General features: G+C 57.9%; 29 protein-coding genes and 3 pseudogenes. 25 read left to right on the top strand and 7 right to left on the bottom strand.

The window, feature by feature from the left end:
* The first annotated feature begins 1 nt into the window (after position 1).
* Both RJT37_RS19785 and RJT37_RS20755 read left to right on the top strand, forming a co-directional pair.
* A complete protein-coding gene (locus RJT37_RS19785) occupies positions 2–916 on the top strand; it encodes an N-6 DNA methylase (RefSeq protein ID WP_313690567.1) in 915 nt (304 codons plus the stop codon).
* Positions 913–1,140 carry a zinc finger domain-containing protein gene (locus tag RJT37_RS20755; RefSeq protein WP_425604929.1) on the top strand — a complete coding sequence of 76 codons (228 nt, stop codon included), beginning with the start codon at positions 913–915 and terminating at the stop codon, positions 1,138–1,140. Before RJT37_RS19785 ends, RJT37_RS20755 begins: the two co-directional genes overlap by 4 nt.
* 52 nt (positions 1,141–1,192) lie before the next feature.
* Here RJT37_RS20755 and RJT37_RS19780 read toward each other — a convergent pair whose 3' ends face one another.
* Complete coding sequence (locus tag RJT37_RS19780; RefSeq protein WP_313690566.1) at positions 1,193–1,330, bottom strand: hypothetical protein; 138 nt, start codon at positions 1,328–1,330, stop codon at positions 1,193–1,195.
* A gap of 56 nt (positions 1,331–1,386) precedes the next feature.
* Between RJT37_RS19780 and RJT37_RS19775 the strand changes: the two genes are divergently transcribed.
* The 5 genes from RJT37_RS19775 to RJT37_RS19755 all read left to right on the top strand — a co-directional run bounded on the left by RJT37_RS19775 (position 1,387) and on the right by RJT37_RS19755 (position 4,425).
* Positions 1,387–2,742, top strand: a complete 1,356-nt coding sequence (locus RJT37_RS19775) for an RNA-guided endonuclease InsQ/TnpB family protein (protein WP_313690621.1) — start codon at positions 1,387–1,389, stop codon at positions 2,740–2,742.
* A 180-nt stretch (positions 2,743–2,922) separates the two neighbouring features.
* Entirely contained in the window at positions 2,923–3,258 is a 336-nt protein-coding gene (locus RJT37_RS19770; RefSeq protein WP_112077683.1) for a hypothetical protein, read from the top strand.
* On the top strand, positions 3,255–3,668 hold the full coding sequence (locus tag RJT37_RS19765; RefSeq protein WP_313690565.1) for a hypothetical protein: 414 nt from the start codon (positions 3,255–3,257) through the stop codon (positions 3,666–3,668). Before RJT37_RS19770 ends, RJT37_RS19765 begins: the two co-directional genes overlap by 4 nt.
* The gene (locus RJT37_RS19760) at positions 3,665–3,958 is read left to right on the top strand and encodes a hypothetical protein (RefSeq protein WP_313690563.1); all 294 of its coding nucleotides are present in this window, start codon (positions 3,665–3,667) and stop codon (positions 3,956–3,958) included. Before RJT37_RS19765 ends, RJT37_RS19760 begins: the two co-directional genes overlap by 4 nt.
* 170 nt (positions 3,959–4,128) lie before the next feature.
* Positions 4,129–4,425: a DUF8011 family protein gene (locus RJT37_RS19755; protein ID WP_313690562.1), complete on the top strand. Its 297-nt coding sequence runs from the start codon at positions 4,129–4,131 to the stop codon at positions 4,423–4,425.
* Positions 4,426–4,619: 194 nt separating this feature from the next.
* Here the strand turns inward: RJT37_RS19755 and RJT37_RS19750 are convergent, their stop codons facing one another.
* On the bottom strand, positions 4,620–4,823 hold the full coding sequence (locus tag RJT37_RS19750; protein WP_313690560.1) for a hypothetical protein: 204 nt from the start codon (positions 4,821–4,823) through the stop codon (positions 4,620–4,622).
* 432 nt (positions 4,824–5,255) lie between these two features.
* Here RJT37_RS19750 and RJT37_RS19745 point away from each other — a divergent pair, with 432 nt between their 5' ends.
* From RJT37_RS19745 to RJT37_RS19730, 4 genes are all read left to right on the top strand, one after another.
* Positions 5,256–6,473, top strand: a complete 1,218-nt coding sequence (locus RJT37_RS19745; protein ID WP_313690620.1) for a deazapurine DNA modification protein DpdA family protein — start codon at positions 5,256–5,258, stop codon at positions 6,471–6,473.
* A gap of 123 nt (positions 6,474–6,596) precedes the next feature.
* Complete coding sequence (locus RJT37_RS19740; protein WP_313690558.1) at positions 6,597–6,875, top strand: hypothetical protein; 279 nt, start codon at positions 6,597–6,599, stop codon at positions 6,873–6,875.
* A gap of 1,054 nt (positions 6,876–7,929) precedes the next feature.
* Complete coding sequence (locus RJT37_RS19735; RefSeq protein WP_313690556.1) at positions 7,930–8,415, top strand: hypothetical protein; 486 nt, start codon at positions 7,930–7,932, stop codon at positions 8,413–8,415.
* A gap of 85 nt (positions 8,416–8,500) precedes the next feature.
* Entirely contained in the window at positions 8,501–9,265 is a 765-nt protein-coding gene (locus tag RJT37_RS19730; RefSeq protein WP_313690619.1) for a hypothetical protein, read from the top strand.
* Positions 9,266–9,373: 108 nt separating this feature from the next.
* Here the strand turns inward: RJT37_RS19730 and RJT37_RS19725 are convergent, their stop codons facing one another.
* On the bottom strand, positions 9,374–10,222 hold the full coding sequence (locus tag RJT37_RS19725) for an avidin-fold protein (RefSeq protein WP_313690553.1): 849 nt from the start codon (positions 10,220–10,222) through the stop codon (positions 9,374–9,376).
* A gap of 32 nt (positions 10,223–10,254) precedes the next feature.
* On the opposite strand from RJT37_RS19725, the gene RJT37_RS19720 reads away from it, so the two are divergent.
* The 7 genes from RJT37_RS19720 (at position 10,255) to RJT37_RS19690 (ending at position 16,480) form a co-directional block, all read left to right on the top strand.
* Entirely contained in the window at positions 10,255–10,551 is a 297-nt protein-coding gene (locus RJT37_RS19720) for a hypothetical protein (RefSeq protein WP_114450749.1), read from the top strand.
* Between the two features lie 45 nt (positions 10,552–10,596).
* On the top strand, positions 10,597–11,967 hold the full coding sequence (locus RJT37_RS19715; protein ID WP_251331596.1) for an XF1762 family protein: 1,371 nt from the start codon (positions 10,597–10,599) through the stop codon (positions 11,965–11,967).
* A 76-nt stretch (positions 11,968–12,043) separates the two neighbouring features.
* Positions 12,044–13,246, top strand: a complete 1,203-nt coding sequence (locus tag RJT37_RS19710; protein WP_251331595.1) for a DUF6610 family protein — start codon at positions 12,044–12,046, stop codon at positions 13,244–13,246.
* 96 nt (positions 13,247–13,342) lie between these two features.
* Entirely contained in the window at positions 13,343–14,842 is a 1,500-nt protein-coding gene (locus RJT37_RS19705) for a hypothetical protein (RefSeq protein ID WP_313690616.1), read from the top strand.
* A 46-nt stretch (positions 14,843–14,888) separates the two neighbouring features.
* Entirely contained in the window at positions 14,889–15,122 is a 234-nt protein-coding gene (locus RJT37_RS19700; RefSeq protein WP_123124691.1) for a hypothetical protein, read from the top strand.
* Between the two features lie 17 nt (positions 15,123–15,139).
* Positions 15,140–15,721, top strand: coding sequence for a DUF7995 family protein (locus RJT37_RS19695; RefSeq protein WP_313690614.1), 582 nt, complete (start codon positions 15,140–15,142; stop codon positions 15,719–15,721).
* A 168-nt stretch (positions 15,722–15,889) separates the two neighbouring features.
* Positions 15,890–16,480: a DUF6884 domain-containing protein gene (locus tag RJT37_RS19690; protein ID WP_313690546.1), complete on the top strand. Its 591-nt coding sequence runs from the start codon at positions 15,890–15,892 to the stop codon at positions 16,478–16,480.
* A 45-nt stretch (positions 16,481–16,525) separates the two neighbouring features.
* Here RJT37_RS19690 and RJT37_RS19685 read toward each other — a convergent pair whose 3' ends face one another.
* Positions 16,526–17,002 carry a DUF6788 family protein gene (locus tag RJT37_RS19685; protein ID WP_313690545.1) on the bottom strand — a complete coding sequence of 159 codons (477 nt, stop codon included), beginning with the start codon at positions 17,000–17,002 and terminating at the stop codon, positions 16,526–16,528.
* A 98-nt stretch (positions 17,003–17,100) separates the two neighbouring features.
* Here RJT37_RS19685 and RJT37_RS19680 point away from each other — a divergent pair, with 98 nt between their 5' ends.
* From RJT37_RS19680 to RJT37_RS19655, 6 genes and pseudogenes are all read left to right on the top strand, one after another.
* A complete protein-coding gene (locus RJT37_RS19680; RefSeq protein WP_123124695.1) occupies positions 17,101–17,445 on the top strand; it encodes a hypothetical protein in 345 nt (114 codons plus the stop codon).
* Positions 17,442–17,852, top strand: coding sequence for a DUF8129 domain-containing protein (locus RJT37_RS19675; RefSeq protein ID WP_313690613.1), 411 nt, complete (start codon positions 17,442–17,444; stop codon positions 17,850–17,852). Before RJT37_RS19680 ends, RJT37_RS19675 begins: the two co-directional genes overlap by 4 nt.
* Positions 17,853–18,070: 218 nt before the next feature.
* A complete protein-coding gene (locus tag RJT37_RS19670; RefSeq protein WP_313690542.1) occupies positions 18,071–18,616 on the top strand; it encodes a hypothetical protein in 546 nt (181 codons plus the stop codon).
* Between the two features lie 649 nt (positions 18,617–19,265).
* Positions 19,266–19,682: pseudogene (locus RJT37_RS19665) on the top strand (IS200/IS605 family transposon protein TnpB); the annotation flags it as partial.
* Between the two features lie 78 nt (positions 19,683–19,760).
* The gene (locus RJT37_RS19660) at positions 19,761–20,585 is read left to right on the top strand and encodes an IS5 family transposase (RefSeq protein ID WP_313690612.1); all 825 of its coding nucleotides are present in this window, start codon (positions 19,761–19,763) and stop codon (positions 20,583–20,585) included.
* A gap of 30 nt (positions 20,586–20,615) precedes the next feature.
* A pseudogene (locus RJT37_RS19655) lies at positions 20,616–20,955 on the top strand (transposase); the annotation flags it as partial.
* Between the two features lie 203 nt (positions 20,956–21,158).
* On the opposite strand, the gene RJT37_RS19650 reads toward RJT37_RS19655, so the two are convergent.
* Positions 21,159–22,151 carry an IS110 family RNA-guided transposase gene (locus RJT37_RS19650; protein ID WP_311174185.1) on the bottom strand — a complete coding sequence of 331 codons (993 nt, stop codon included), beginning with the start codon at positions 22,149–22,151 and terminating at the stop codon, positions 21,159–21,161.
* Between the two features lie 220 nt (positions 22,152–22,371).
* Between RJT37_RS19650 and RJT37_RS19645 the strand changes: the two are divergent.
* Positions 22,372–22,947 (top strand): annotated as a pseudogene (locus tag RJT37_RS19645) (zinc ribbon domain-containing protein); the annotation flags it as partial.
* Between the two features lie 44 nt (positions 22,948–22,991).
* Here the strand turns inward: RJT37_RS19645 and RJT37_RS19640 are convergent.
* Entirely contained in the window at positions 22,992–23,474 is a 483-nt protein-coding gene (locus RJT37_RS19640; RefSeq protein ID WP_313690537.1) for a hypothetical protein, read from the bottom strand.
* Positions 23,471–24,355: a ParA family protein gene (locus RJT37_RS19635; RefSeq protein WP_123124699.1), complete on the bottom strand. Its 885-nt coding sequence runs from the start codon at positions 24,353–24,355 to the stop codon at positions 23,471–23,473. Before RJT37_RS19635 ends, RJT37_RS19640 begins: the two co-directional genes overlap by 4 nt.
* Between the last annotated feature and the right edge of the window lie 145 nt (positions 24,356–24,500).

Raw genomic sequence — 24,500 nt, 5'->3', positions numbered from 1 at the left:
CATGACGACACTTCTAAAACTCGAACACCGCGAACACGTCACTGACCCGCTCGACGACATCAGTCAGCAGACGGGCGAATCCCCTTATCAGGTCTTCTCCGATTGGATCAGTATGGCGGTCGCCAGCTTCTCCGGCGACGAAGACGCCTATCAGAAACCGCTCGACCGGTATCGAAATGATGGTCGGGACGAGGAGACGGTTCGAGAGTTCGCGACGCTGCACGCCAACGCCCTCGGGGGTCTCGTCCTTGCGATGGAGGAAACGCAAGAAGATGTCCTCGGCGGCGTCTACGAACACTACGGCCTCACCAGCGAGCACTTCGCCCAGTACTTCACGCCCGGAGCAGTGAGCCGAGCGATGGCCCAGATGAACCTCCCCGACACCGACAGCCTCCGTGAGGCCACGCCGGACGACCCGCTCGTTATCGGTGATGTCTCTGGGTGCGGGAGCGGTCGACTCATCGTCGACAGTGCCCATCGACTCCGGGACCTCGCACCAGAGACTCCAGCCGTCTATCTCGGATACGACAAAGATCCTCTCTGCGCGAAGATGGCCGTTCTCAACTTCGTTCTCAACGATATGACCGGGTACGTCCTCCTCGGTGACGCCTTGAAACTCGATGCCCGACGGGTATGGTTCATCAGCACTGCCCAGCTCATCGGGGGCGACCATCCTGTGCGAGAACTCGACACGAGCGAGCGTGACCGCGTCCTCGCCCGATTCTTCGGTGTGCCCCTCGCCGACGACCTGGACGACGACACCGACGCCGGCGCCGCACAAGAAGAGCCGGGCATCGAGCCCGAGCCGGACGTCGACCCGGAACCAACACCCGAAGAACCAACACTCGCACCGAACCTCGATGTCACGCTCGACCCGAGTGACACCTCCCAGGCTGGTTTCGACGAGTTCGTATGACCCTCTCCTGCAATCGCGACGGCTGTGATCGAACGTGGCCCCGCGATCCCGTGCTTGAGGTAGGGTGCCCATCGTGTAGCGCTCCTATCGGCACTAAGTGCAAGCGCCCGTCGGGGCACGCCGGTAATTTCGTTCATCCTCACGGAAAGCGTGACCGCCTCGCTGTCGACGAAGGCCACTACAGAGAATGCAGGAGAGAGCCCATGACTTCTGTCGTGGGGTGAATCCGCCAGTTCAGAACCCGTTCAACGTCGCCTGCCCGCGGGATGTCCCACGTTACAGTTCTCTTTCCTCCACCCGCTTCATCCCCTGTACCAGCAGACCTTTCCACGTCAATCCGTACTTGTCCTTCAACTCCTTCATCTTCTCGAACTGCTCGTCGTCGTCCACTTGGATGTGAATATTGTTCGTCATACCTCAATAGAAATAGCATAGATATTCATATCTATAGGTTCTAGGTGCGTACAGCGATGAAGCGCACCAACACGTTCGCCGTGCGACCGCTCTCACAGGCTGGAGAGCGCGTACTGCGGGATCTGTTGGATGCGTCAGCTGCACTCTGGAACGAGGTCAACTACGAGCGCCTCATGCGGTACAACGACGAAGACGGCCTCGAAGACGAGAGTGTCTGGGACGCCGACACCGGCTCACTCGAAGGCCAATACAAACCAGTCCTCGGTGCGTCCACCGCCCAGCAAGTGATCCAGAAGAACTCCAACGCGTGGACTGCGTTCTTCAGAAACAAACAGCAGTACCACGACCAATCAGACGACTCCGTCACGGAACACCCCAGTCCGCCCGGGTTTCGTGGCAACAAAGACGACGGCCGTGTTCTGAAAGGAGTCATTCGAAAGGACGCATACAGTGTCGAGTGGGGCACGCGTTCCCGACTCGAGATGATCGTCGGAGAAGAACTACGAGACAGACAAAACAGTCCGAAAAGCCGCCTCCGGTTGGAAATCGTGGGCGAACCGAACTGGCCCGATTATGAGGACCAAGGTCGATTGGAACTGTGGTACGACGAAACTGATGGCACATTCAGAGCTTCGCAGCCCGTGACCATTCCTGACGACACACGGGCAACTCCACTGGCTGATGAAACAGCCGCTCTGGACATCGGTGCCAACAACCTTGTCGCCTGTACCAACACAACCGGTGAGCAGTTCCTGTACGACGGCTCACAGCCGTTTGAGCAGTTCCGCGAGGCAGCCAACCGAATCGCAGAACTCCAGTCAAAACTCGACGACCAGCGGCGAACAAGCAAGCGGATCGACCGATTGTATGACCAGATGTACGGGCGGCGTGATCACGCTCAGGACGCACTCGTTCGCGACCTCGTCGAACGGCTGTACGTTGACGGCGTATCCACAGTGTATGTCGGCGACATTCGAGACGTCCTCTCGACCCACTGGAAGGCCGAAGTGAACGCGAAGACGCACAACTTCTGGGCGTACCGACGGTTCATCCACCGGCTGGAGTGTGTCTGCGAGGAGTACGGCATCGACCTGCTTGAGGAATCTGAGGCGTGGACGACACAGGAGTGTCCAGGGTGCGGTGAACGTGAAGAGACGGAGCGGAACGGTGACTTGTTCCGCTGCGTCTGTGGGTACGAGGGACACGCCGATCTCAAAGCGAGTCAGGTGTTCCTCGAACGTGAGACTGGGACGGAAGTGGGGCTGATGGCTCAGCCCGTGCGCCTCAAGTGGGACGACCATCACTGGTCGGAGATACCACACTCTCTCGAGAGGGCAAGTCCCAACGAGGAGCGCACAAACCGAAGTACCCACCGCACGGTGGGGAATCTTGCCTCCGTGGAATCGGCATAGCCCGACATCCCAACGGAGGAATTCCACGACTTCAGTTGTGGGAGGAAGTCAACGAACAGGTCTCGATCGGAGCATTTTGAATCGTTCTTCCGGCGTTCAGCGTCCTACGTTACAGTACGGACGCGAGCGTAGCGTAGGACCAGTTTTGTCGCCCCCCGTGCCGGTGAGGGACGTACAAACATGACCTATGAAGTCGCAGAAGACGCGCCTGAACGCACCCGTAGTGAAGTAGAACAGCTCCACGAACTCGCGGTCAACACGTTTGGCTACGCCACCGACCACGTCCTCTTCACCGCTCACGGCGACGGGACGATCTCCGGTCGAATCGCCCTCCCTACCGGCCGTCCGTACGATGACACGGACGACGATCGGGAGCGCACAACACTCCACGACCGAATCGCCCGTCGCTTTCAGAACAACAACGACACCGATCCCGACCCACCCGCCGTCTGCGCACCCATCACCCCAGACGCACCGAGCGCGAATATCCCGGACGAAGCGCAAGCCAGTGCATGACCGGTGACTCTACGCCCAATAACGTGCCTCGGTGGGAGGATATCGACCTCGATGCTATCGACTACGAGGCGCGTGACGGTCTCTCATCCGGTCACGAGCGCACGCTTCGAGCACTGCGGTCGAAAATCGGCTCTACGGAGGCGCTGCTCCGACGCTATCTTAGAGAACTCGGTGTCTCATCCGGGGGTGACCTCGCCAAAGTCAGTATCCCGACGCATCTGCAGTATCGTGACCCGTTCGCGTTCGACCGAGTTCGCCGAGCCCGGAGCTCCCAGATGACCCTCGAGAGTCAGCGAAATCGCTTTTCTCGGGTGTATGCCGACCACTGTGCCGAGAAAGCTCGCCTCCGTGAGAAAGCCGAGGCCAAAGGTGACGGTGGCATCAATGATGGGGAGGCCGTCTCCGGATGACTCAGACCTTCATTCCAACACCGGTCCCCGAACCGCTACCGCTCGTCGAATCTCTCGTCGACGACGTCCTCGATGAACTCGACGAGATGGGAACCTCGCTCGAAACAGTGAATTCCGACCAACTGCTCGAGGCTCGCTACTCGGCGCTCGACGATCTCCTCCATACTGACCGCGACCCCTTTGGAAGCGATCTCGTCGCTATCGCCTATACGCTCCAGACCCTTGCTCGGGTGTACGATCTCCACGACGTCCAAGAGCCTGCTCAATTCCCTGATTGGAGCCTGTCATAGAAAACTTCGCACGGTCTGTCTATCCGACTCTTGTCAAGCCCCGCCTGCAAGATACAACGCGCGAGTCGGTCAACGCCATCAGCACCGTTTCACGATCAAACCATACTCGTCTCAGCGGCGGGTATGCGAATCCCTGTAGCATTTGAACCTCGCGGGAGACGACACGCTTGATGCCCTCCATCATTGATGAAACCCTGTTCGGCGAATCTTCCAGACGTCTTGCATTGGTTAATCTCTGTGGCGCACTTCTTCTGGCCGGACAGCAAGGGTACTACGTCATTGTAGAAGGGGCGACACCGTTCTATGCTATACTGTTTCTGATCGCCGGGATGGCCCTCTCTGGCATTGCCGAGTCCTTGCCGGAACCTCGACGACGGGCAGCCGGCGTCTTGCGGCTCACGGCACTCGTCGTGCTGGGGAGTATGCTCGGAATTATGATCATCACACCCGAACTCCTCACCAACTGAGCGCGGTGATCGATTCGAACCCACTGCTGCCGACCGGGTGTGTTATTGAGATGACTCACCACGACTGCTGACAATTTACGGGGTGAATCTGCCGTATCAGCCACACGGTTTCTGAAAGAGATCAACCAGTCTGTAACCACACCGCTGTACGTACAGCGCGTATCTAGCAAGAGGTAGTCAGTGATTTGGATATGCTATCCGGAGAGTTCGGCATATAGCTGGGTCAATCCGCAGTCCGGACAAAGAAACGCGTGAAGCGGTGTTTGATGCCCGACACCGAGTCGGTCAAGCACACCACCGTCTCTTTCGGTTTTGACGTAGAGGTCACCGACTCCTTCTGCGGTTACGTTCGTTTGTTCCATTTGGACATCACAATCCGGACAGTGGCGTTCACACATTGGACGTACATCCGTTTGTGTTCTCGATTGCTAAATGAGTCCGGGCACGGTTTCATGCTCGGAAACATCAATGTCGACACGTTCCTACGCTGAGCCCACGCTCTATATCTTGCATACCACTTTAGATATCAATCGTGTCTAGTAGTTCCTTTGTCGCTCAGTGCGCAGTCCTGCTAACCGGCTGAGACTAATTCTATGACACGCTGTGATTGTACAACAACCCTTACTGAGACGTTTCGGTCTGGTCTACTGTGGCATCATCTTGAGGCGGTCGTCACCATCGAACTCCTGGACGAATCAAATAGCTGAGATTTCGACTCCGATTCAATACGCGACAAACTGTGCATCTCGTTAACCCCGAATTGCTCGGTCGCCAAGCCACCCGACTGCCTCCGTTTGTCGCTCGCTGGAGGGTGCGCGAGATCAGAGACGATGTCCTCAGAAGCACCCGCCAGTCCCGGTCAGCGATCGCCTTCTCACGGTGAATCGCTATCGCCCGGAGTACAGGAGAGTGAGCGGTTCAAGTTCCACTACACGGTCGGGTCCGGATCATCGCGAAAAGCCATCGGGACGGCTGCACTTGCCGCCACAAATCCCGACGCACTCGATCTCGACGATCTGGAAGCGCTTCTCGCTGCTGGTGTCGACCTCAACGCCATCCCACACCCTGGATACGCGATGATATCCTACGCTCGCCGGGACAATCGCCCTTTCGAGGGGCCGAACTGGTTCATCGATTCCGGCGGGTACAGCGTTCAGAAGAAGTTCAACCATTACCCGACGAGCATTGACGACTATGTTGCCTACTTGAGCGAGTACGACGATCAAATCGAAAAGTACACGCTCCGGGATTGGGCGTGTGCCCTCGATCTTCTTCGCGACGCCGACCGGGATATCCGCACCCACCAGGAGTGGTCAATACGCGACCACGTCTACTGCCTGGAAGCTGCGGAGGAAGCCGGTCTCACCGCCGAACCCGTTGCCGTCTTGCAGGGGCACGACATCGAAGAGTATCTGTGGTCGTTCGACTACCTCAAAGAGCACGGCCTCGCCTCACCAACGCTTGGCATCGGGTCAATTCTTCGCCCGAACAAACCCAGTGAAGTTCGTGCGATCATTCAGGAGTTGCGCGACGCTATCCCCTCGAAGTATGCGCTCCACGGCTTCGGGATCTCGAAGACCGTTCTCGAGGACGCCGAGACCCTCTGGGCACTCGATTCGGCCGATACGACGTCGTGGCAGTCGAAGGCCGCTCACGCTCGTGTGACTGACCCTGAGTGGGCCGACCGCGTCCCCGCCTGGATTCGCACTCTCCAAGCGTACATGGACTACGGCGATGTCGTCGACGCACTCATCGCAGCTGCCTACGCCGACGAGTCGGCAGACGCAGCAACCGAACCCGGGCGCTTGCGAGTCGTCCCCCTCAGCGCGTTCGCTGCCGGGAAGCCGGGCCGTCCTGACGTTGCCGACCCGTTGGTTGAGTGTATCTGTGGGAACCTAATCGACCCGAATCGGCATCCATACGAGGAAAATACCGCCTGGTGTCGATTCTGCGAGCAACTCCAGTTCAACCTATGGAACAGGCAGTTCTGTGTGGACGACACCGACGGCGTCGAGACAGACGAGCCATACCCTTCGAAAGAACTGTAGCCGCCACATTTGATGTGATTCAGTCTCACTTATGAGCAGACCCGTCCTACTGTACCTGTGAATATCACCTCCAAATATCCGACCCTCAGCCTCGAATCAGAGTTCGAGGCGGACTCTTTCACCATGATTACCATCATGGATGGTCCAGGGGTGAACGGCCTCGAGCGATACTTTCTCGGGTACTATGATGAGGACCTTCGCGACGATGATGGCTCATTCCTCGCCCGCCCCGTCGGGCATCACGAACTCCCTCACCCGATGACGCTCCCTGAGGTCGAAGAGTGGGCGCTCGATTATCTCAGTGTCCCAGAAGAAGCCCTCACCGAATGTGAGGCTCGACAGCTCCGAGCGAAACGAGCACGAGAAGGAGAACTGTCCGACGACGAACGTGAACAGGTGTAGAAGCGGGACCGCCCTCTATGATTACCCCTCAAGATCCGCTCTCCCAATCGAAAGCAGTCACTCCCGGTAGCACTCGACGAGTAACCCGTCGGACTGTTCTCGGCGGTATTGGGACAGTTGGCCTCGCCAGCCTCGCCGGATGTCTCGGCGTCTTCGGCGCAGAACCCGTCAACAGCGAGCAGAACGCGACTGACGAAGACGGACTCGGGAGCGGTGGTGGGCAGACTCCTGCTCGAACGTCCACGACGACGAACCAACCCGACACCAGCGACGGAACCCCCGAACCAACGTCCGAGCCTGACCCTGACGACGATAGACCTGGTGGACTGCCGAACGGTCCCGGCGTGATGCCTGGCGACATCCCCCCTTCGTACACCAGATATCCTGAACGCTTCGACCCAATTGACCGCGTCTATGTCGGGCCGATCACCTCGCCCGCCACGAACGACTGGAATCCGCATTACGACGATCCCGAGCCTGGGAAGAAACTCGCCGACGTTGCCGTCCACAATTCGACCATCGAGGACTGGGTCGTGAGCCCGCCCCACACGATGCACCGGGTGGATGGGCAGAGCTCACCGTCGACGGCGACGGTGCGTTCACGGCAGAGGGCGGCTTCCACTACAGAAACAAGTGCGGATACTTTGGCGTCAATCATCTCTATGTTAGGGGGCCCACCGCGACGATCTACCTCGCGTACAGCCACGACCCTGCCTGCTCCGAGAGTGAGGTTCGCGACGAAGAGGGGTATTGGTACGGGCCTGTTACGGTGACGGGGAGCCTCGATGGAGACTTCGACACGCTTCGTATCATCCTCCTCAACGGGAACGAGAACCTCGGCGAGTTTGATTCTACAGACACGATGGAATTTGGGATATAGTGGTCCGTCATGGCTAAACTCATCAATATAAATCCAAGACCGGCCTGCCCACGGCCTACTCGTTTGTCGCCCCCGGACGCGGTGCGGGGATCGCCTGCCTCACCAACCCCACTAATCCGCACGACGTGAGAATCATATCAGTCGAATCACCCGTTCCTACAGGAACTACAATCTATGAGTACTGATACCGACACCAGCGCCAGCGTACTGAACCGACACCGCTCGTTCATTGTGCATCACCAGTCTGTCTTCGTGACAACTGAACATGAAGACGAAGCTCAAGATGACCCCGAAAATACCGAGACGAAGACCATCGACGGGGCCGGTTTGCTTGCCCTTGATGACGAACCCTTCGAGACCACGCTCTTTCACCACGGAGTCAACGTTGATACCCGGGAGCGAGCCTCACGAATCGAGACCGGCGGCTCCGACGAGTTCGTCGACAATCGTTCTCTCTCCGCTATCCGTGCTCAGAACGGTGAGAAGACGGTTCCCGAGGACGCATCCGGCCTCCAGGGGACGCTGTTTGCGGATACCGCCGTCGATCAGCGCACCCTCGGCGGGGACCAAGCCAGCGCCCGCTTCATGTTCAAGGCCGACCAGCGCCGCCAACAGGCCGATTCTTGTGATCAGGACACATCTCTCGCAGCCTCTCGGTGAAACCCCCCTTTGCTACTAGATCGTCACTGATGCTCGCGCTCGTTTATACGAGAGGGCAATCTATGAAGGGGTAAGGAAGCCCTCCATGACCGCCGAAAGCCCTTGGGACGACGACCGGAGATTCTACGGCAAGGACGACTTCGGAGACACATCTTTTGAAGACGAGCATTACAGCCCCAATGACGCCGGCGAATTCTTCGTCGACGAAGCCCCGCGATGTACCCAGTGTGATCGCCCCGTCGATCCCGATCGGGCCCTCTGCAAGGAATGTGAGCGCGACAAGGAGCTCGAATCGGGGAATCCCTATGGACCCATCTACGACGACGTCTCCGTGACCTACGAGAAACGCATCGACGATCTCGCGTTCGCCGTCGTACCCGCGAAATCGCGCTTCGAAGCGATCGTCAAAGCCACCCTCGCGTTCGACGCTCGAGAGAACGCCCCCAAGACGCCCGCCGGCTACGACGGTGTAACTTTCGAGCTCCTCCACGAAGCCGACGAATCAGATATCCGTTCCTTCAACATCGGCTGGGGCGCACTCCCTGAAGCCGTCCCCGTCGCGAGCGAACGCGGCCTCGAACTATTTAATAAAGCCCACAACCGCACCAACTGGGGTGATCACCTCTCTGAAGGCCCTGAAGTTGACTTCGAACCCGAACCTGACATCTACCTCTACGACGAGGACGGAACCGCAATCTGCCGCGCCGGGCAGTTCATAGACCTTATCGACAGCTACACCGTCCCTGATGATCCCAGCGACTATACTCAGCCCGAGTACGGCAGTACTGACGAGGAGCTATGGATCGTCCCAGCATTCACCCTGAGTGTACATCCTACTACTGACGGTTGATTACGAGAGAGCCTGTCATAGAAAGCTCCGCGCTCTCTGTCTATCCAAGTCTTGTCAAGACTCGCGTGCAAGATACGCGCGCTGTATCATTGCACACTCAGTGCTACCTTATTTGACTTCTTCGAGTACCGTTTCACCGCTGCCTCTCTGTGATTCCCATTTCCACTCATCCTCAACTCGCAGGCGGCCATCTTCTAGAACTTCGATGACCCCGACAGAGTGGCCCGTTGCAGTCTCGTGGTTCCGGTTAATCTGTGTGTATCGGATGTCCCAATGGTTGCCCTCAACAGTTCCAACAAGGTGTCCATCCACCACATCACCACCCTCGTAGTGGGCGTAGATTCGTTCACCGTCCTGTTCAAAATGGAACTTCGTGTCCCCGCTCACCTCTCCGTCGTCAGTATTCGTGACTCCGACCATTGTCCGTCCGTCAAGCGAAATGTTGTTGTTCATGTAGCATCTCACTCTGTGTCCTGTATTCAAGATTGCGTGCGGAACCCGTCCTCTGTATCTTGCAGCGGCTTCTGTAATCATATATGATTCAACATTTTCTACCGCTTGCACCGCAGTAAATCGGCTGTGAACGATTCTATGACTCCTTTCACATACGAGATCGATTTTACCCTGTTTGTGGCCCCCGAGACGGTGGAGGAGTCCAAACAAGATGGCAACCACCAGCCGCAGTACAAACCGGCGAATATACGAGGTCGTTAGATGAACTCCGAATCGGAGTTGCTTGTCTGTCCAGATTGTGGAAACGGACGGTTCTCGTGGATCATCCATCAAGTACAGTTCGGAGCTGTGCATCGCTTTGCGAACGGACATATCGATGTCGAAGTGACAAAGAATGGCCCCATCACCGACTCCGATATCGGTGAGAACGGAGTCTTCTGTGTCGATTGCCAGGAATTCCGAACCTATGAGGAACTTGTTCCAGACGACGCCGAGGCGGTTCACCTCAGTGAAGACGAATTAGAGGGAGACCGCTGATGGGCGCTCACACGTTTTTCACCCGAGCGAACGGCGAGGACGCCAAGAGCGCGTTTAGCGACGCCGTCGAGGACGCCCAGTACCACTACGGCCAAGGTGGATACACCGGGACCATCGCGGAGAAAACCTCGTTCACCCGTATTCCCGACGACGAAGTAGGCGACACCGACCCCGCCGAGTACGCCAGCCAGCTTATCGACGAACAGGACTCTCGAATCGACAGCAAGTGGGGCCCTGCTGGATGTATTCACGTCGAAGAAGACACGTACCTGTTCTTTGGCTGGGCATCCGCCTAACGCCTCTCCTTTCCCGTGAGTACTCGTCACCACCCCTCGTCCAGAGTGATACGGCCGCTTCGCGCCGGCGACATCATCGCGTTCCCCTACCTCAACGCTATCGGGCGATGCATTGGGGACGACTCCATCGGATCCTTCAACTGGTACGTCCCGCCAGGGGGCCCACTTAGTATCGGTCGCCTCCCCAACCAAGACGAGACCGATGCGATGATCGACTCCGGGGAGATCGTCATACTCGAGACGGAATTCGACTCCCTTGCCGCCTACCACGCCTATCGGACATACCGCGACTGTGACCCCCGTCTCGTCTCGCCCGGTGGTGCGTCGTCAACGGGGCACCTATCGCTCCGCGCTGAGCGTGGGTCCAGAGTCCGTGAGCGTGTCAACGGCTTCCTGAAGCACCCCGACGTCGCGTATCAGCACGACCCAGTGACCACGCCCTTCCGAATCGCACTCACTGCCACCTACCAGGACCGAGAGGTTGCGATGGCGGTCCTCGGACGCCCGCGGGGGCGACACAACGCCGACGGTCGGACGGTCGAACTGTATCGCTTCGCTGCCCATCCCGACCGGCCCGCGAATACCGGATCGTGGCTCCTCTCACGCTGCTGTGCGTGGAGTCGCCTCGAAGGATACGATCGCCTGCTCACGTACGCCGGTGTCCAGAACGGCAACGAGGGAACCATGTATCAGGCCGCTGGGTTCGAGCTCCTCGGGACGACGATAGCTGACCGGAGTGAATGGCACTCTCGTGAGGGCCGCGCCGGGGGTGGAACGTACCGGAAGTGTCGCTACAGATACGTCCTCGCCAGTCATTCGATCGAGGCCCGACGGCCCGCCGGTCGCGTCAGTCCCGATCAGGCCCGCCTCACCGACCAGAACACACCAGTCAGACCCGCATGTGCCTCTCCCCGCACGGTCGCCCAGGGTGAACTTGTCCAGACCCGCGAGGAGCACCCGGCTCGTCGAGAAACCACCCTCACCACCGACGCCCAGGCGTTCCTCGATGAGTACGACTGTGGCGAATCTGACGACACCGCACCGCTCGTCGCGTGCTTCGCCTACCGGACGCCAGAAGACTCCCTGGTTGCCGTACTCTGCCTTCGAGACCACTCCGGGGAGCAGAACACCCGGGACAACACCGAAGCCGTCACGCTGTCCACTGCGAGCGTCCAGACCGACGCCCTCGCTTACCCGGTGAACGTGCTTCGGGGACTCATCGCCGACGCCTGTGAGTGGGCTCGGCTCCACGGCTACGCGACTGTCGAGAACTGCCTCACCGGGAACGTCGCGACCGCCGCAGTCGAGGGAATCGCTGGCCTCGAGATCGACTACGACCATCTTCGTGACCCATCCGTGGAGCCATCCGAACGAGCATCCTCGTCGTCGAGCTCCCCTTCTGTGTCTTCCGCGTAGGCGAGGTTTCGTCCGCCAGTTTTTGTCGGCGGCGGAGCCGTGCGCCGCCAGCTGACCATCCTGACGGCCACTTCCTATGGTGAGTTCCAATACCAGTTCAGTCGAGAGCATCGGCCACGGCCAACTCGACCTCTCCACGTACCTCTCGCCGGCGACTCTTGACACACTCGAGGACAGACACCAGGCATCGGGAGGCGAGCATTCCGACCACCGGTCCGAGATCGAGGCCGACAGCAACACCGAACGAGAACGCGAAGAGGACGCGCTCCCTATCGAAGTCGCTCGTCGTGCCGAGTACATCGGGTTCCTTCATCGAGCCCCGTTTGCGACTGAGGCATACGCCCTCGGATTCGTTACCGGCGCTCGCGAGGACTGTCGGATTCAGGATAGCCATCTCCGCAACGTTGACGTCCCGATCCTCATGCTCGACAACGATTTCAATCGGCCCGACCTCGATCGGTATCTCACCCGCTTCCGTGAGGTTGAGCCCGAAATCGGTGTCGTTGGCGATGCCCGCACTCCTGAGGAAGCACACACGTTTGTCGACGCCGCCCGCGAACTCAAATCCGACTACCCAGACGCGACCATCATCATCGTCCCGAAGTGTCGCGAGGCCATCGATATCGTCGCCAACGCTGATATCCCCGGGGAATCGCTCGTCCTCGGATACGCGATGGGGCGTTCAAACATCAAAGCGTGGCACTTCTCGGATATCGCCAACTGGCGCGGTCACCGTGTGCATCTCCTTGGAGCCAGCCCGACGAAGCAATGGCGCGTCATCCAGGAGCTCACCCAACCGAATCTCACAGCGGACCCGCCTGCGGACATCATCGGTCTCGATTGGAACGGCCCGCAGGGTATCGCCTACAAAGGCGAATCCTGGTCACGCGACGGGTGGCAAGACGCTGACTTCCTCACCATCCGTGGGACTGTCCGTCGAAGCCTCCGTGAGATGCGAGCATTCTGGGAGGAACGTGGAGTGTGGCCCGCCGAGGGGAAGACGCCAATCGAACGCCTCGAGCCCGCCGTCAAAGAACCGGATGACCCGATCTGGGTTGCCAACGGAGGGGATCTCAGCGATCCCGATCCGCTTGGGTCACCCGATGAGTGGGCAGAACTAGTGGACTACGAGGACGAAGATGGCCACTATCCCATCGAGCAGGCCATTATCGTCACCTACGAAGACGGGCGCACTTTCGCATATCGGACACAGACCGAGCGCAACTACGTCGAATACCACGAAGGGCTCTGGGACGAGGTCGTGGACGAGCGGCCGTAACGGTCGCCCGGTCCTACGTTACGGTGCGAACTGTCGGTGTCCGTATGTTGCGTAGGGCTCGATTTGTCCGGCCCCCGCACGGCGGAGGCCCACAGAATGCCCTCACCACCGCCGACCGACGCGAGTAGCAACAATTCGACGAACTCCACTGGAGAGGTCGTGGACAGGAGTGACGAGTTCGTCGACAACCGAAACGACGTGTGCGACCCGCCTGCTAACCCCGGCGAGCAGGCCAGCCTCGCTTCCGAGGTGATCGAGGGGCAGACGGATCTCACCGGCAGCCAGGCGACCGAGGACCCGGAATACCTCGATGGTGGAACTCGGGAGAGTGCGCTCGATGCGCTGGCCAACGGCTCATGGACCCCCTCCACGATCACTCGAGCCTTCGAAGTCACTGGAAACGTCGCCAACTCGATCAAAGAGATGGGTTCGGGTGCCAGTCACGTCCTGAAAGTCGAAGATAACACCGAGGACCTATCGGAGTGGCCGGGAATCGGGGACGCTTCGGCCAAATCGATCCGGACAACGATACCGAAATTAAAGGCCCGTGGAATCACCCGCCACGGTCTCCCCATCAACGTCAATGCCCAGGCAATCGAGGATGCCGGCGGCGACGTCGATGAGCTCGAGGGCGTCGAGAGTGTGACCGAACAGACGGTCATGGAGGAGATCGTTGACTCTCTGGACGTTCCCGAACACTGGACAATCGTCGATGAGCACGAGGACGCCGAGCAAGAGCCCTCGATCCTCGTTGAGCATCCGGACGGCTACTTGGCCGAAATGTGGCTTCGGGACGACGACGTCTCATCCGGCGCCGGTGAGTGGGACATCGAATACTTCGACCCGGTGGGGACCCGGCGGGACGGGAGCGGGCAGTTCCACGAGAGCGCCCAGGACGCGCTCGACGAACTCGTTCCGCACATCAAGGAGGTTCGGGCCGAGGAGCGCGACCGGGCCGAACAGCAGGCCGAGCAGGAAGATATCGACTGGCCTGAAACAATCGGGCGCTTTCGGCTCCGGGAGCAGACCGTGAGTGACACCCATGCCGAGTATCGGACTGACTATCTGGCGGGCTACGGTATACTGGGGACCAAGCGACGGGAGCGGTCGGAGGGCATCCGTTTCTACGACGACACCCGGAAGTACCACTTCGTGGATGAGACCTACGCCCGGAAGAAGACCGCAATCGAGACAGCCGAGGAGAAGCTCACGGACCTGACGGAGACACTCGATGAGCGGGAGGACGCGGTGATCGAGCAGAACGATATCCCCGACCACGTTCTCCCCCACCGCTACCGGGGCGATCTCGACGACCAGGACAGCGGCAGTGACGATGTCCCGGATAGCAAAACCCGTCAGATGGGTGTCTCACCTGATGACACCGACCAACTCACCGTCGATATTCGCTTCGCCACCGAAGGCATTAGCGCCTCGGTCTACGCCATCTCCGAGACACCCAACCGAACCGATCTCCTCGAAGAAGCCTGGTACACCTGGACCGAGGTGGACGAACTCACCACGGATACGGAGAGTCACATCATATTCGAGATTCCCGTGCAGCACTCGCCAAACGAGAACGAGGACGCGGCGGACTAACTCGTGCTCGTTTGTCGGGCCCCCACGCGGTGGAGGCCCACTCAAAATGGAATCCACCACAGACGACAATATCGCCGGACAGCGCATCGCCGACGTTCGTGAAATGACCAGCGAAGAAATTGAACGCGAAGGCTGGCAAGCCCATGATTGGCAATCGACGGTCGTTCTCGAACTCGAGTCCGGGACGATCCTCTACCCGTCGGCTGATCCCGAAGGGAACGCTCCTGGCACAATATTCGGCACCGACGCCGACGATACTGCGTTCGCCCTCTACCCCTGACCAAATTCATCATGCACATGCTCATCAGAGTCGTCTGCGAAGCCTACGACGCCGAAGACGCGACCGGCATCGCCCACGCCCTCTTTGAGGGCGTTGACGCGCCGCTCTACCCGACGTTCGACTACGGCACACTCATGACCGATGGTGGTCGCTGGAGCGAGTCACTCCCTGACATCTTCCGTGAAGAGGGCTCCGCTCGTGCCGACTCCGAGGTCGGGAACGATCTTCTCGAGGGCGCCTGGGTATCAACCACTCGCGAACTTGCTCGACGAATGGCTGTCATCCGCAAGGGATTCGAAGAGTACACCGACGAGGAACTCCTCGAAAGCCCCCGTATTGAAGCCGACGTCGAACCGTGGAACCCTCTCGCCCCCGCCCGAAGCGAAGAGGAGTTCATCGACTCCTACTCAATCGACGTCCGGTATGCGATGTACTCTGTCGGTGAATACGCCGGCCCGGTCTACTACCTCTACAACGAATACGGAACCGCAATTCGGAGCCAAGCCGAATTCGATCAACTTCTCGACGAGATTGCGACCGATGATACAGGGAACGACGAGACCTCGTTCTACCTGACGCCCGTCGACGTCCACTACTAATTCTCACTCCCCTGTCAAACGAATCATGGTTACTATCACAGTCACCCGATTATCTATGACGTTGAGTGGCCCGCAGAGGCCGATTCATCCCTAACGGGTGTCAAAATCTCACCGACTGATGCACACAGGTTCGTGGCGGGGGTGACTCACGCCGCTCCGAGACGACAGATGCCAACGAGACAGACCACAATCGAGACGATTCAGACTGACGGTGGAGGCCGTGAGGATAGTGATCGAAGTGATCTCCTCGTTCGCCGAACTGCCCTCGTCGGGTGTGGCGACGCGAAACACGACGGCTTGCTTCCTGCTCGCGAAAAATACCGTTCGACATACTTCGGCCTCAAGCGCGATTTCGCTGAGACACTCTGTGCTCGCTGGTGGATCCTTTCTGCGAAATTCGGACTGCTTGATCCCGACCGCGTCATCGACGATTACGACGTCGCCATCACCGACGACGATGTGGACACCGCTCAGTGGGTCGAGGACGTCCGCACGGCGCTCTCTAATGTGGAGTGGCCCGAGACGACCAAGGACGGTCGGGACATCGTCTGGGAACTTTACGCACTCGCTGGGAGTGGCTATCTTGAGGCCGCCGACCAGGACGGCAACGCGCTCCGTGTACAACTTCCCGACGTCACCCCTAAGGACGTGACGATCCGGTTTCCATTCGACGACCTTGCGGGGATCGGCTACCAGAATGGGTGGCTCGCCGCGTGTCGTGATTCCGGGTGCGTCGTCGAGACTGCAAACCACGGGTGATTCTATAGGATTCTCGTCTTCCGTGGGTTCCGTACGGCGATGGTGCTACACCCCATCAGCCTTCCCCGCATACTTCGAGGTCACCTCCCCTCGGCTATCTCGATAGACGATGTAAGTGTACGGTCCGTGGGGGCAACCATCGCATCCTGGCCCACACGGGAGCTTCCGTATCTGGACGTGTCCATACCGGGTCAGTTCATCCTCTGAGAGTTCCTTCATCTCGTCCGTACTCATCTCTTCGAGCTCCTCTTTCGCTGCACGCTGCTCCTCATGAGAGAGGTTCTGCGGTGGTTTCTTGTCTGCGACTTCACCCTCTCCGGCCGTCTCACTCGGAGACACCGGCCGTTCCTTGTGCTCGATAAGTTCCTCGCAGTAGTCGATGACTCGCTCTAGATCGTACACTGTCTGTGCCTGCAGGGGCTCCCATACGCGCTTTGCCAGCCCTTCCGGGGGTGTAGGCATCTCTGCGCCCCTTTCTTCAGGGCTGGTGGGAGCGCCAGCGTCGGGGTCAGGTTCGGGCATGCGTTATCCTACGCTACCTTCGTATTAATAATGTAACGTAGGGCTGGCTCACCACTCCTCGTTTGTCGTCCCTCGCTTCGGTGGAGGGATTCATTCCGATGAACACTATCACGACCGCACAGCGCATCTCCACCAGCAGCGACATCGACGCCAGTATCGCCGCCACCCGCCGTGTGCACCATCTCACTGCCGTCGCCCGAGACGCTATCGACGATCCCAGATCCCTCGATGGAGACACACTTGCGAAGGCCGTCGTCAAAGCACTCTACGACGCACACCCACTCATCCGATTCGAGGACGCCCTGGAACTCGCTGTAATCGTCGAGACACCTCCCGTCGATTCGTCGACGACCGAAGCGATCGAATACGTCGTTGCAGACATTTGTTCCCATCTCGATGCGTGGAACCGCTCCGAGCCACCTGCACTCCCTGGTCAAGCATGAGTCACGATGAATCGCTCCTCGAACAGCTCCCGCCCGAGAAACTGCTCGACACTCGAAATACGCGGGTCATCACGCCCGCAATTAGGATGATGGAAGAGGCCGCGACCGTTGAACGATACCTCGAGCACGAGCGGGCAAACCGTGACAGAGCGGGTATCATCCGCTATCTCACTGACCGAATCGACGGCATCTACGAGGAGAACGGCGAGATCCTGCCCGGAGAACAGAGTCAAGAACAGGAGATGGAAGGCGGACGTGAAGGAGACATCGTGCCCGTTGATGAAGCCGAGACGGTCTCAGCGATGTCGCCACCGGAAGAGTTGCTTGCGTATATCCATGACCTCGGGAGTGAGCCAGACAAGGAGATCGCCTCATCATTTGATCCACCTATGTGGGATGAGCTCTAATTCCCGTTTGCAAACTGTAAAACCGCTCGTTCGTCGCAGATGCCAGTAGTCCTACGCAATAGTCACAATGACACAATGAGGTTGTAACGTAGGATATACCCTCCGCCAATCAAACGCACAGTTTTACTTGGCCGATTTTATGTCTCCCCGAGAGTGTAGAGGGGCGACACCAGAGGAACCTGCCAGTCGTGTACAGCATCTCGACGTGTCGTCGTCCCATGGAGACCGATATCCCGATGGTAACAGCAGCATCCGATTCCAACCCAGTAGAAGAATCGACACCGTCTATTGAGAACGCCGCAATCCGACGTGAGGGCCGGGCACAGACTCAGGAGATGGACGTCTCGTTGCTCCGACAGGGTGGCATCTACGAGGTTCGATCGGCGTCCGGGGGTATCTACGAGGTCGACGTACTCCAACGAACCTGTACGTGCCCCGATGAGCCACCGGAAAGTGGCTGTAAACACTACAGGCGCGTTCGTACTGACATTCAAGCCGGCCTCGTCCCCAGACCTGATGGGAAGCTTCCCACTACTACTCAATCAGCGTTGACCGACGAAGAAATTCACGCGGTTCGGTCAGCAGAGGCCACTATTCTCAAACAGTACCTTCTCGATGCCCTCCTCGCTCGCGAACTCGAGCGCACACAGCTTGACCAAGAGATTCATGACATCGAGTTCCTTGTCGAGGTTCTCCTGGAGGTCGGCATTTCAGAGGGATACAATCTTGACGAGAGTAGTATACCATTGCCAGACCTCGGTTAAACCATGTTAACCGGTTCAAAACTACGACACTTACCGGAGACGTCTGCTGCGTAGTGGCCTGTGCTCCTCCAAAAGCGTCGGCCACAGGGGAACACCCTCCAAGAAGTGCCTGAGTGACAAAGGCCACTCCCATTCTAACGGGAGCGAACCTGTCACTCATCCGCGCAGACGTTCCTGACCGGGTGTCGTAGTCCTGTCGGAGTTGAATATACTGACTCACGGTATATCCTTTGGCCTAATCGACAGCCGATAGGCTGTTCCAGGGGAGAATCGACGAGATCGGTTGATGTTTGTGGGACTCACTTAGGATGCCTATCGCCACCTCTACAACCCGAGATCTTGATATCGATTCGCGAAGTCTCTAAGTCACCGGCCGCCTAGTTGTTTGCGCTATCTACGGTATTAACCATACTAACGTTACTACCACTGTTACCAATATGAGTGTTCACACCGATATACCGAACACATAACCAAGTGATATTATTGGCCAGGAGAGAACGCTGAGATTACAGAAAATCAAGGAGAAAGCCCACGACTTTAGTCGTGGGATGAATCCGACATCCCACCACACCATCCACGTTCGGTAGCAGGCTTGAGTCTCCCACGCTAATACCTGCCTTTACAAACCAGCATTTCGTAAGATATTGTGATGAAGCGAACCAACCAGTTTGACGTTCATCCTCGCTCTGCGAAAGAGCGCGAGGTGTTCGTTCGCTGGTTGGACGCTTCTGCAAGTCTCTGGAACGAGACCAATTATGCTCGCCGCCAAGCCTTCCTCGAAGACGATGAAAGCGTCTGGGACGCCGACACCGGCAGTCTCGAAGGCAAGTACAAAGGCGTTCTCAGCAGTTCGGTTGCCCAGCAAATCATCCGCAAAAACTCGGAATCGTGGCGGTCGTTCTTCAGTAGTAACGAGAAATTCCACGCTGGGAAACTCGATGAGAAACCGTCGCCACCGGGGTACTGGGGGAACGAAGAAGACGGACGAGTGCTTCGCACGTACGTTCGCAACGACCAGTACACCATTGAGTACGGGAACCGCTCCCGTCTCGAAATCCCGATTGGTTTGCTCTGTTGAAGAGCGATCTATTCAGCCGATATCACGGGTTTAGAAGGATGAAGCCGAGGAATTCGATTCTTGCCTATGGAAGTCGACCTCCTCGACTTCGTTGAGCAGTGTCGTGACCTAGCTAAACAAGCGTTGGGGAAGCACGCGGGCGAGCCCGCCAGCGGCGGGTTCGCCCGCTGGGTCCACGTTGTTCTGCACTGCTTTCGGCTCGAAGAAGGCCACAGCTACCGTGAAACGCCGAATCGGTTGAAGTACTTGACTGAGGTTCGTGACGCCCTCGGCCTAGATCGGGACGACCTGCCGGATTACAGCACGATCTACAAATCTTTTGACCGGCTGAAAATGTGGGTGTGGCGGGCGCTGCTGCGCGTTTCTGCGCAGCAGCACCCGCAGTCCGGCCACGCTGCGCTCGACAGCACGTTCTTCGACCGGCGACGTGCGTCCTCGTACTTTCGTCAGCGGGCAGGACGGACGATACAGACGCTAAAAGTGACGACATTGACTGATGTGGAATCGCTGGCTGTTCTTGACGTTCACATCGCAGCTCGGTGGAAGCACGACACGAATACGGGACCGCAGGTCGTCCGCCGAAACGCGGACGACCTGCAGTCCGTCGCCGCCGACAACGGCTTCCAAGACTGGCACACTGAGTACGAGATCGCCGCACACGACATCGATTACCTCGTTCATTATCGCGGCTCGTCAGCGAACGCAGCCGCGAAAAACGCTCTGAACCGGGGAAAGGGCTACTCTCAGCGGTGGATGGCCGAAACATCCTACTCGACAACAAAGCGCTCGCTCGGCGATACCGTGCGAGCGCTGGGCTGGTATCGACAGTTCCGTGAGATTGTCTTGATGTTTGCCATCATCAACATAGAACCGCTGTGTGAGCCGCTGTGACCGTGACTCAGCATCTATTCAACACAGCAGATTGGTTCCGAACTCAAAGACGAACTTGGGTTGAACCGGAATCAGCGCCTTCGCGTTGAGATTGCTGGCGACCCGAAGTGGGACGGCGAGCAGGGCCGACTCGAACTCGTGTATGACGAACTCGCAGACACTTTCAGGGCTTATCAACCAGTTGCCATCGACGATTCTCGACTGGATTCACTACTGGCTTCGGAAGAAGCCGCTCTGGACGTTGGCGCGAACAACCTCGCCGCCTGCACGACTACGACCGGTCAACAACTCCTGTACGAAGGGCGTGACCTGTTCTGAACAGTTCCGAGAAACCACGGAACAAATAGCGCACTACCAATCTCCTATGAAAATCCCGCACCGCCAAATCACGAGTCTCGGACAATAATTGTTCGGGTGAGCCACCGGTTCACCCGAACAGCTGTCAAGAATCACCAGACGGCAGCCAGATACAGATGACTGATCGTCCGGCAGGTGGGGAGAACGTGATTGCGGGAGCAGTAGCTGTCTGGACGAGAACAGGCCGTGCTATGCCTGAGCGATCGGACCGATCGCTCAGGCACTCACCTCCGGCGGATCGTATGGTTCCCGTCGCTTCAGCATGTAGAAGATCGAGACCAGTAACTTCCGAGCCGTTGCAACGATCGCGATTTGGTGGTTCTTCCGTCGTTTCAACCGGGTGTAGAAGTTGCCGAGGTAGTCGTCGTAGCGGACAGCCACGTGGGCACACTGGACGAGGGCCCAGCGCAGGGGCGCTGAGCCCTCTTTGCTGATGCTTCCGTGGACGTCTGTGTCACCTGATTGGTGAACCATCGGATCGAGGCCGGCGTAACTCACCAGCTCTTCGTCCCGGTCAAACCGATCGATCTCACCGATCTCTGCGACGATTAACGCAGCAGTCGATTGCCCGACACCCGGAATCGACAGCAGCCGCTGGGCTGCTGGCGATTCCAGGACCTTCTGTTCGATCTTCTCTTCCAACCGCTCGATCTGCTCGTCGTACTCGTCGATCACGGAGAGGTGAGCCTCAACAATCGTCCGATTGGCATCGCTGAGCGAGAGTTCCGCCAGGAACTCTCGCCCAGTTGGACCGAACAGCTCGCTGTCGTAGGCGTTGTCGGTGCGCTTGAGGACAGCTCTGACGCGGTTTTTCTCAGCTGTCCGCTCTTCGACGAGCGACTTCCTCGTTCGGACGAGATCCCGCAAGGTGCGGATCTCGTCCGACGGGACGTAACTCTCGGCGAGCATGTCCGCCCGAAGCATGTGCGCGAGCCGTTTGGCGTCGATGCGATCGGTCTTGACCGTCGCATCGGCGATGAGCCGGTTCTTTGATGGATTAACGAGCGTGACGTCGAGATGCTCGTCGAGCATCTCGTACACCGGGCGATAGTGGCCGGACGCTTCGATTGCAGCTTCGCCACCGGCGTACTGTTCGGCGAGTTCACCAAGCCGGTCGTTTGGCAAGCGAATCTCGTCGTGCAGGTTGCCGTCGCCGTCGACGACGGCAACCTGCGAGTATCGGGTGTGGGTGTCTATTCCGAGGTACATATGACGCCTCCGCGAGGGCTGTGGCGTGAACAGGAAATCCTCCTATGCGTGCTCTCTGGCACAAGTTTCCGCGTCTTGTCACGGCCTAGGACCATTCTCTAACCACGTGCTTGATGCACTGGATTGTTATCGGCCTCAGCCAGCCCCTAGCACCTTGTTCACGCTCCAGGGACATAGGTGCGGGATTTTCATGGATTCTCTACTCGAAACCCAATGTGAGTCGAGTAAACGCATCGACCGCTTGTACCGCAAGCGCACGAATCGGCGAAATCACGCTCAAGACAGCCTTGTTCGTGACCTCGTAGAACGCCTATATGACGAAGGTGTCTCGACGCTGCACGTGGGAGACATCAAAGGCGTTCTCTCAACGCACTGGTCGCCGCGTGTGAACGAGAAGACGCACAATTTCTGGGCGTACCGCCGGTTCATCAACCGCCTCAAAGACGTGTGTGAAGAGTACGGAATCACGGTCAATGAGGCGTCAGAGGCGTGGACGAGTCAAGAGTGTCCTGAGTGCGGCGAGCGCAAAGAAACAGTTCGTCACGAGGATTCGTTGACGTGTCCGTGTGGATTCGAGGGACACGCTGACCTCGTTGCCTCGGAATCGTTCCTGAGACGGCAGAACAACACAATAGGGTTGATGGCACGGCCCGTGTACCTCAAGTGGAACAATCACGAATGGCGGGAACACCACAACCCGCTCTCTCTCGCGGTGGAGACAACAGCCAACGAGGAGTACACAAATCAGAGTACCGCTACACGCGGGAATATCGCTCTCGGGGACTCAGACGACTGAGACTCCCACGAGAGGAATCCCACGACTTCAGTCGTGGGTGGATGTCAATCCTCAGTGTCCATACCAAGTTCGTCACGGATGAGATTGGGATTGTCTAAGATGACCCGGAAGCAGGCCATGTAGAAGTCCCAGTTCTTGTTGAGTTCTGTGTCGTGAGATTTCTTCCATTCATACTCGATGTCATCCCAGAGACCCTCAACGGCGTCGACGACCTCGGGTGAGAGGAATACGTTATTATTTACATAGACATCAGCAAGCGCTCCCAGCTCCCTATCTGGGTTCGGGTATTCGTGGGTATCAGGTCCTCCAGTCGTGCGTGACTCTTGTTCAACTGCCTGCTGAGCAGCCGATGGATCATCAGAATCCACTTCGGCTATCTCCTTAGTGTCACCCGTGGTATTTTCGGGCAACGATTCAGCGCCCGAACTCGAGCTTGGGTCCGAACCGGAGACTCCGAGCTTCTGTGCCCGCTCTGAAACATCGCTCATCTGTGCCTCAAAGTCGTCTTCAGAGGGATCGTCACTCATGCTTCCACCTCTTGGTCGGCCGCCGCAGCGCGAATATCTTCGACGGTCATCGCCTTTGCCGCTTCAACATCCAATCCGAGCGTCGGTGGTGATGTCTGCTTAAGAATCAATTGAAGGAGTTCGTCGTATCGTTCGACTTCGTCGTTCCGGAGCGATTCTGGGTGAGCGTAGATTGACTGCTGGCTCTTTTTGGCCCTCGCGAACGCCGCTCGATGGTCAGTAATAACGCCCTTCTCGTCGAAAGTTTCATTGAACCACTCGACCATTCGCTTGTTCTCGTTGGTCATCTTCGTCGAGTTAACCGTCATCAGGAATGCGAGATACTGAATCTCGAGATCGTGCATCATTCCAAGGACCTCATATTGGTCGAACAACAGATCTGTCGAATGCGGCATCTCCGTCTCCGGCTCCATCGGCACGACGATCTTCTCGCCGGCCGTGACCGCGTTCTTCGCGTATGGTGAGAAATCCGGTGGGCAATCACAGACAACGTAGTGATAGTCGTCTTCAAGTCGTTCTAAGAGTCGCCCCAATCGGTTCTCGCCGGCATCAGCCGAGTCTAGGGGTGTTTTATTTCCATTATAACTCTGGTTGCTGGGGATAAGATCGAACTCTTCGTGATCGGTGTGGATGAGGTCGTTCACATTATCCCAACTTTTCGGATCTAAAAGGATTTCATCTAGCGAGAGCGCGTTCAGGTCTTTGTAGAGGTCTCGCTTCCCAAGGTTTGCGGTGAGAGTGCCCTGTGGGTCAAGGTCGATGGCAAGCACGTTGAAACCGCGAGCTGCAAGACCGCCCGCAATGTTCAACGAGGTGAATGTCTTGCCAGTGCCACCCTTCTGAAACGAGATGGCGAGTACTTCTGGGTAGGTGTCGGTCATAACTACCCTCAAATTGAATTCATACCGTTATAATTGTTCGTCAGACGATTACCGTTCAGAACGGTACTACCGTTAATAATGCTATTATCGATTTGCTTCTATTCCTCCAATTCGGCATTTTAACCTATGTAGGGCCTATTCTGAT

The organism is Halobellus marinus (assembly GCF_032113415.1).
GTDB lineage: Archaea > Halobacteriota > Halobacteria > Halobacteriales > Haloferacaceae > Haloquadratum > Haloquadratum marinus.
Note: the sequence above shows the minus strand (reverse complement) of the source record. Positions and strands in the feature narration are given on the sequence as shown.

What these genes read in the sequence shown, in the direction of transcription:
- RJT37_RS19660 (WP_313690612.1), top strand. Translation starts at nt 19,761, where the DNA reads ATGGAAGTCGACCTCCTCGACTTCGTTGAGCAGTGTCGTGACCTAGCT.
- RJT37_RS19775 (WP_313690621.1), top strand. Translation starts at nt 1,387, where the DNA reads ATGAAGCGCACCAACACGTTCGCCGTGCGACCGCTCTCACAGGCTGGA.
- RJT37_RS19700 (WP_123124691.1), top strand. Translation starts at nt 14,889, where the DNA reads ATGGAATCCACCACAGACGACAATATCGCCGGACAGCGCATCGCCGAC.
- RJT37_RS19690 (WP_313690546.1), top strand. Translation starts at nt 15,890, where the DNA reads ATGCCAACGAGACAGACCACAATCGAGACGATTCAGACTGACGGTGGA.
- RJT37_RS19745 (WP_313690620.1), top strand. Translation starts at nt 5,256, where the DNA reads ATGTCCTCAGAAGCACCCGCCAGTCCCGGTCAGCGATCGCCTTCTCAC.
- RJT37_RS19735 (WP_313690556.1), top strand. Translation starts at nt 7,930, where the DNA reads ATGAGTACTGATACCGACACCAGCGCCAGCGTACTGAACCGACACCGC.
- RJT37_RS19635 (WP_123124699.1), bottom strand. Translation starts at nt 24,355, where the DNA reads ATGACCGACACCTACCCAGAAGTACTCGCCATCTCGTTTCAGAAGGGT.
- RJT37_RS19675 (WP_313690613.1), top strand. Translation starts at nt 17,442, where the DNA reads ATGAGTCACGATGAATCGCTCCTCGAACAGCTCCCGCCCGAGAAACTG.
- RJT37_RS19750 (WP_313690560.1), bottom strand. Translation starts at nt 4,823, where the DNA reads ATGTGTGAACGCCACTGTCCGGATTGTGATGTCCAAATGGAACAAACG.
- RJT37_RS19710 (WP_251331595.1), top strand. Translation starts at nt 12,044, where the DNA reads ATGGTGAGTTCCAATACCAGTTCAGTCGAGAGCATCGGCCACGGCCAA.
- RJT37_RS19730 (WP_313690619.1), top strand. Translation starts at nt 8,501, where the DNA reads ATGACCGCCGAAAGCCCTTGGGACGACGACCGGAGATTCTACGGCAAG.
- RJT37_RS19760 (WP_313690563.1), top strand. Translation starts at nt 3,665, where the DNA reads ATGACTCAGACCTTCATTCCAACACCGGTCCCCGAACCGCTACCGCTC.
- RJT37_RS19780 (WP_313690566.1), bottom strand. Translation starts at nt 1,330, where the DNA reads ATGACGAACAATATTCACATCCAAGTGGACGACGACGAGCAGTTCGAG.
- RJT37_RS19765 (WP_313690565.1), top strand. Translation starts at nt 3,255, where the DNA reads ATGACCGGTGACTCTACGCCCAATAACGTGCCTCGGTGGGAGGATATC.
- RJT37_RS19685 (WP_313690545.1), bottom strand. Translation starts at nt 17,002, where the DNA reads ATGCCCGAACCTGACCCCGACGCTGGCGCTCCCACCAGCCCTGAAGAA.
- RJT37_RS20755 (WP_425604929.1), top strand. Translation starts at nt 913, where the DNA reads ATGACCCTCTCCTGCAATCGCGACGGCTGTGATCGAACGTGGCCCCGC.
- RJT37_RS19740 (WP_313690558.1), top strand. Translation starts at nt 6,597, where the DNA reads ATGATTACCATCATGGATGGTCCAGGGGTGAACGGCCTCGAGCGATAC.
- RJT37_RS19770 (WP_112077683.1), top strand. Translation starts at nt 2,923, where the DNA reads ATGACCTATGAAGTCGCAGAAGACGCGCCTGAACGCACCCGTAGTGAA.
- RJT37_RS19720 (WP_114450749.1), top strand. Translation starts at nt 10,255, where the DNA reads ATGGGCGCTCACACGTTTTTCACCCGAGCGAACGGCGAGGACGCCAAG.
- RJT37_RS19785 (WP_313690567.1), top strand. Translation starts at nt 2, where the DNA reads ATGACGACACTTCTAAAACTCGAACACCGCGAACACGTCACTGACCCG.
- RJT37_RS19680 (WP_123124695.1), top strand. Translation starts at nt 17,101, where the DNA reads ATGAACACTATCACGACCGCACAGCGCATCTCCACCAGCAGCGACATC.
- RJT37_RS19670 (WP_313690542.1), top strand. Translation starts at nt 18,071, where the DNA reads ATGGAGACCGATATCCCGATGGTAACAGCAGCATCCGATTCCAACCCA.
- RJT37_RS19650 (WP_311174185.1), bottom strand. Translation starts at nt 22,151, where the DNA reads ATGTACCTCGGAATAGACACCCACACCCGATACTCGCAGGTTGCCGTC.
- RJT37_RS19705 (WP_313690616.1), top strand. Translation starts at nt 13,343, where the DNA reads ATGCCCTCACCACCGCCGACCGACGCGAGTAGCAACAATTCGACGAAC.
- RJT37_RS19695 (WP_313690614.1), top strand. Translation starts at nt 15,140, where the DNA reads ATGCTCATCAGAGTCGTCTGCGAAGCCTACGACGCCGAAGACGCGACC.
- RJT37_RS19640 (WP_313690537.1), bottom strand. Translation starts at nt 23,474, where the DNA reads ATGAGTGACGATCCCTCTGAAGACGACTTTGAGGCACAGATGAGCGAT.
- RJT37_RS19755 (WP_313690562.1), top strand. Translation starts at nt 4,129, where the DNA reads ATGCCCTCCATCATTGATGAAACCCTGTTCGGCGAATCTTCCAGACGT.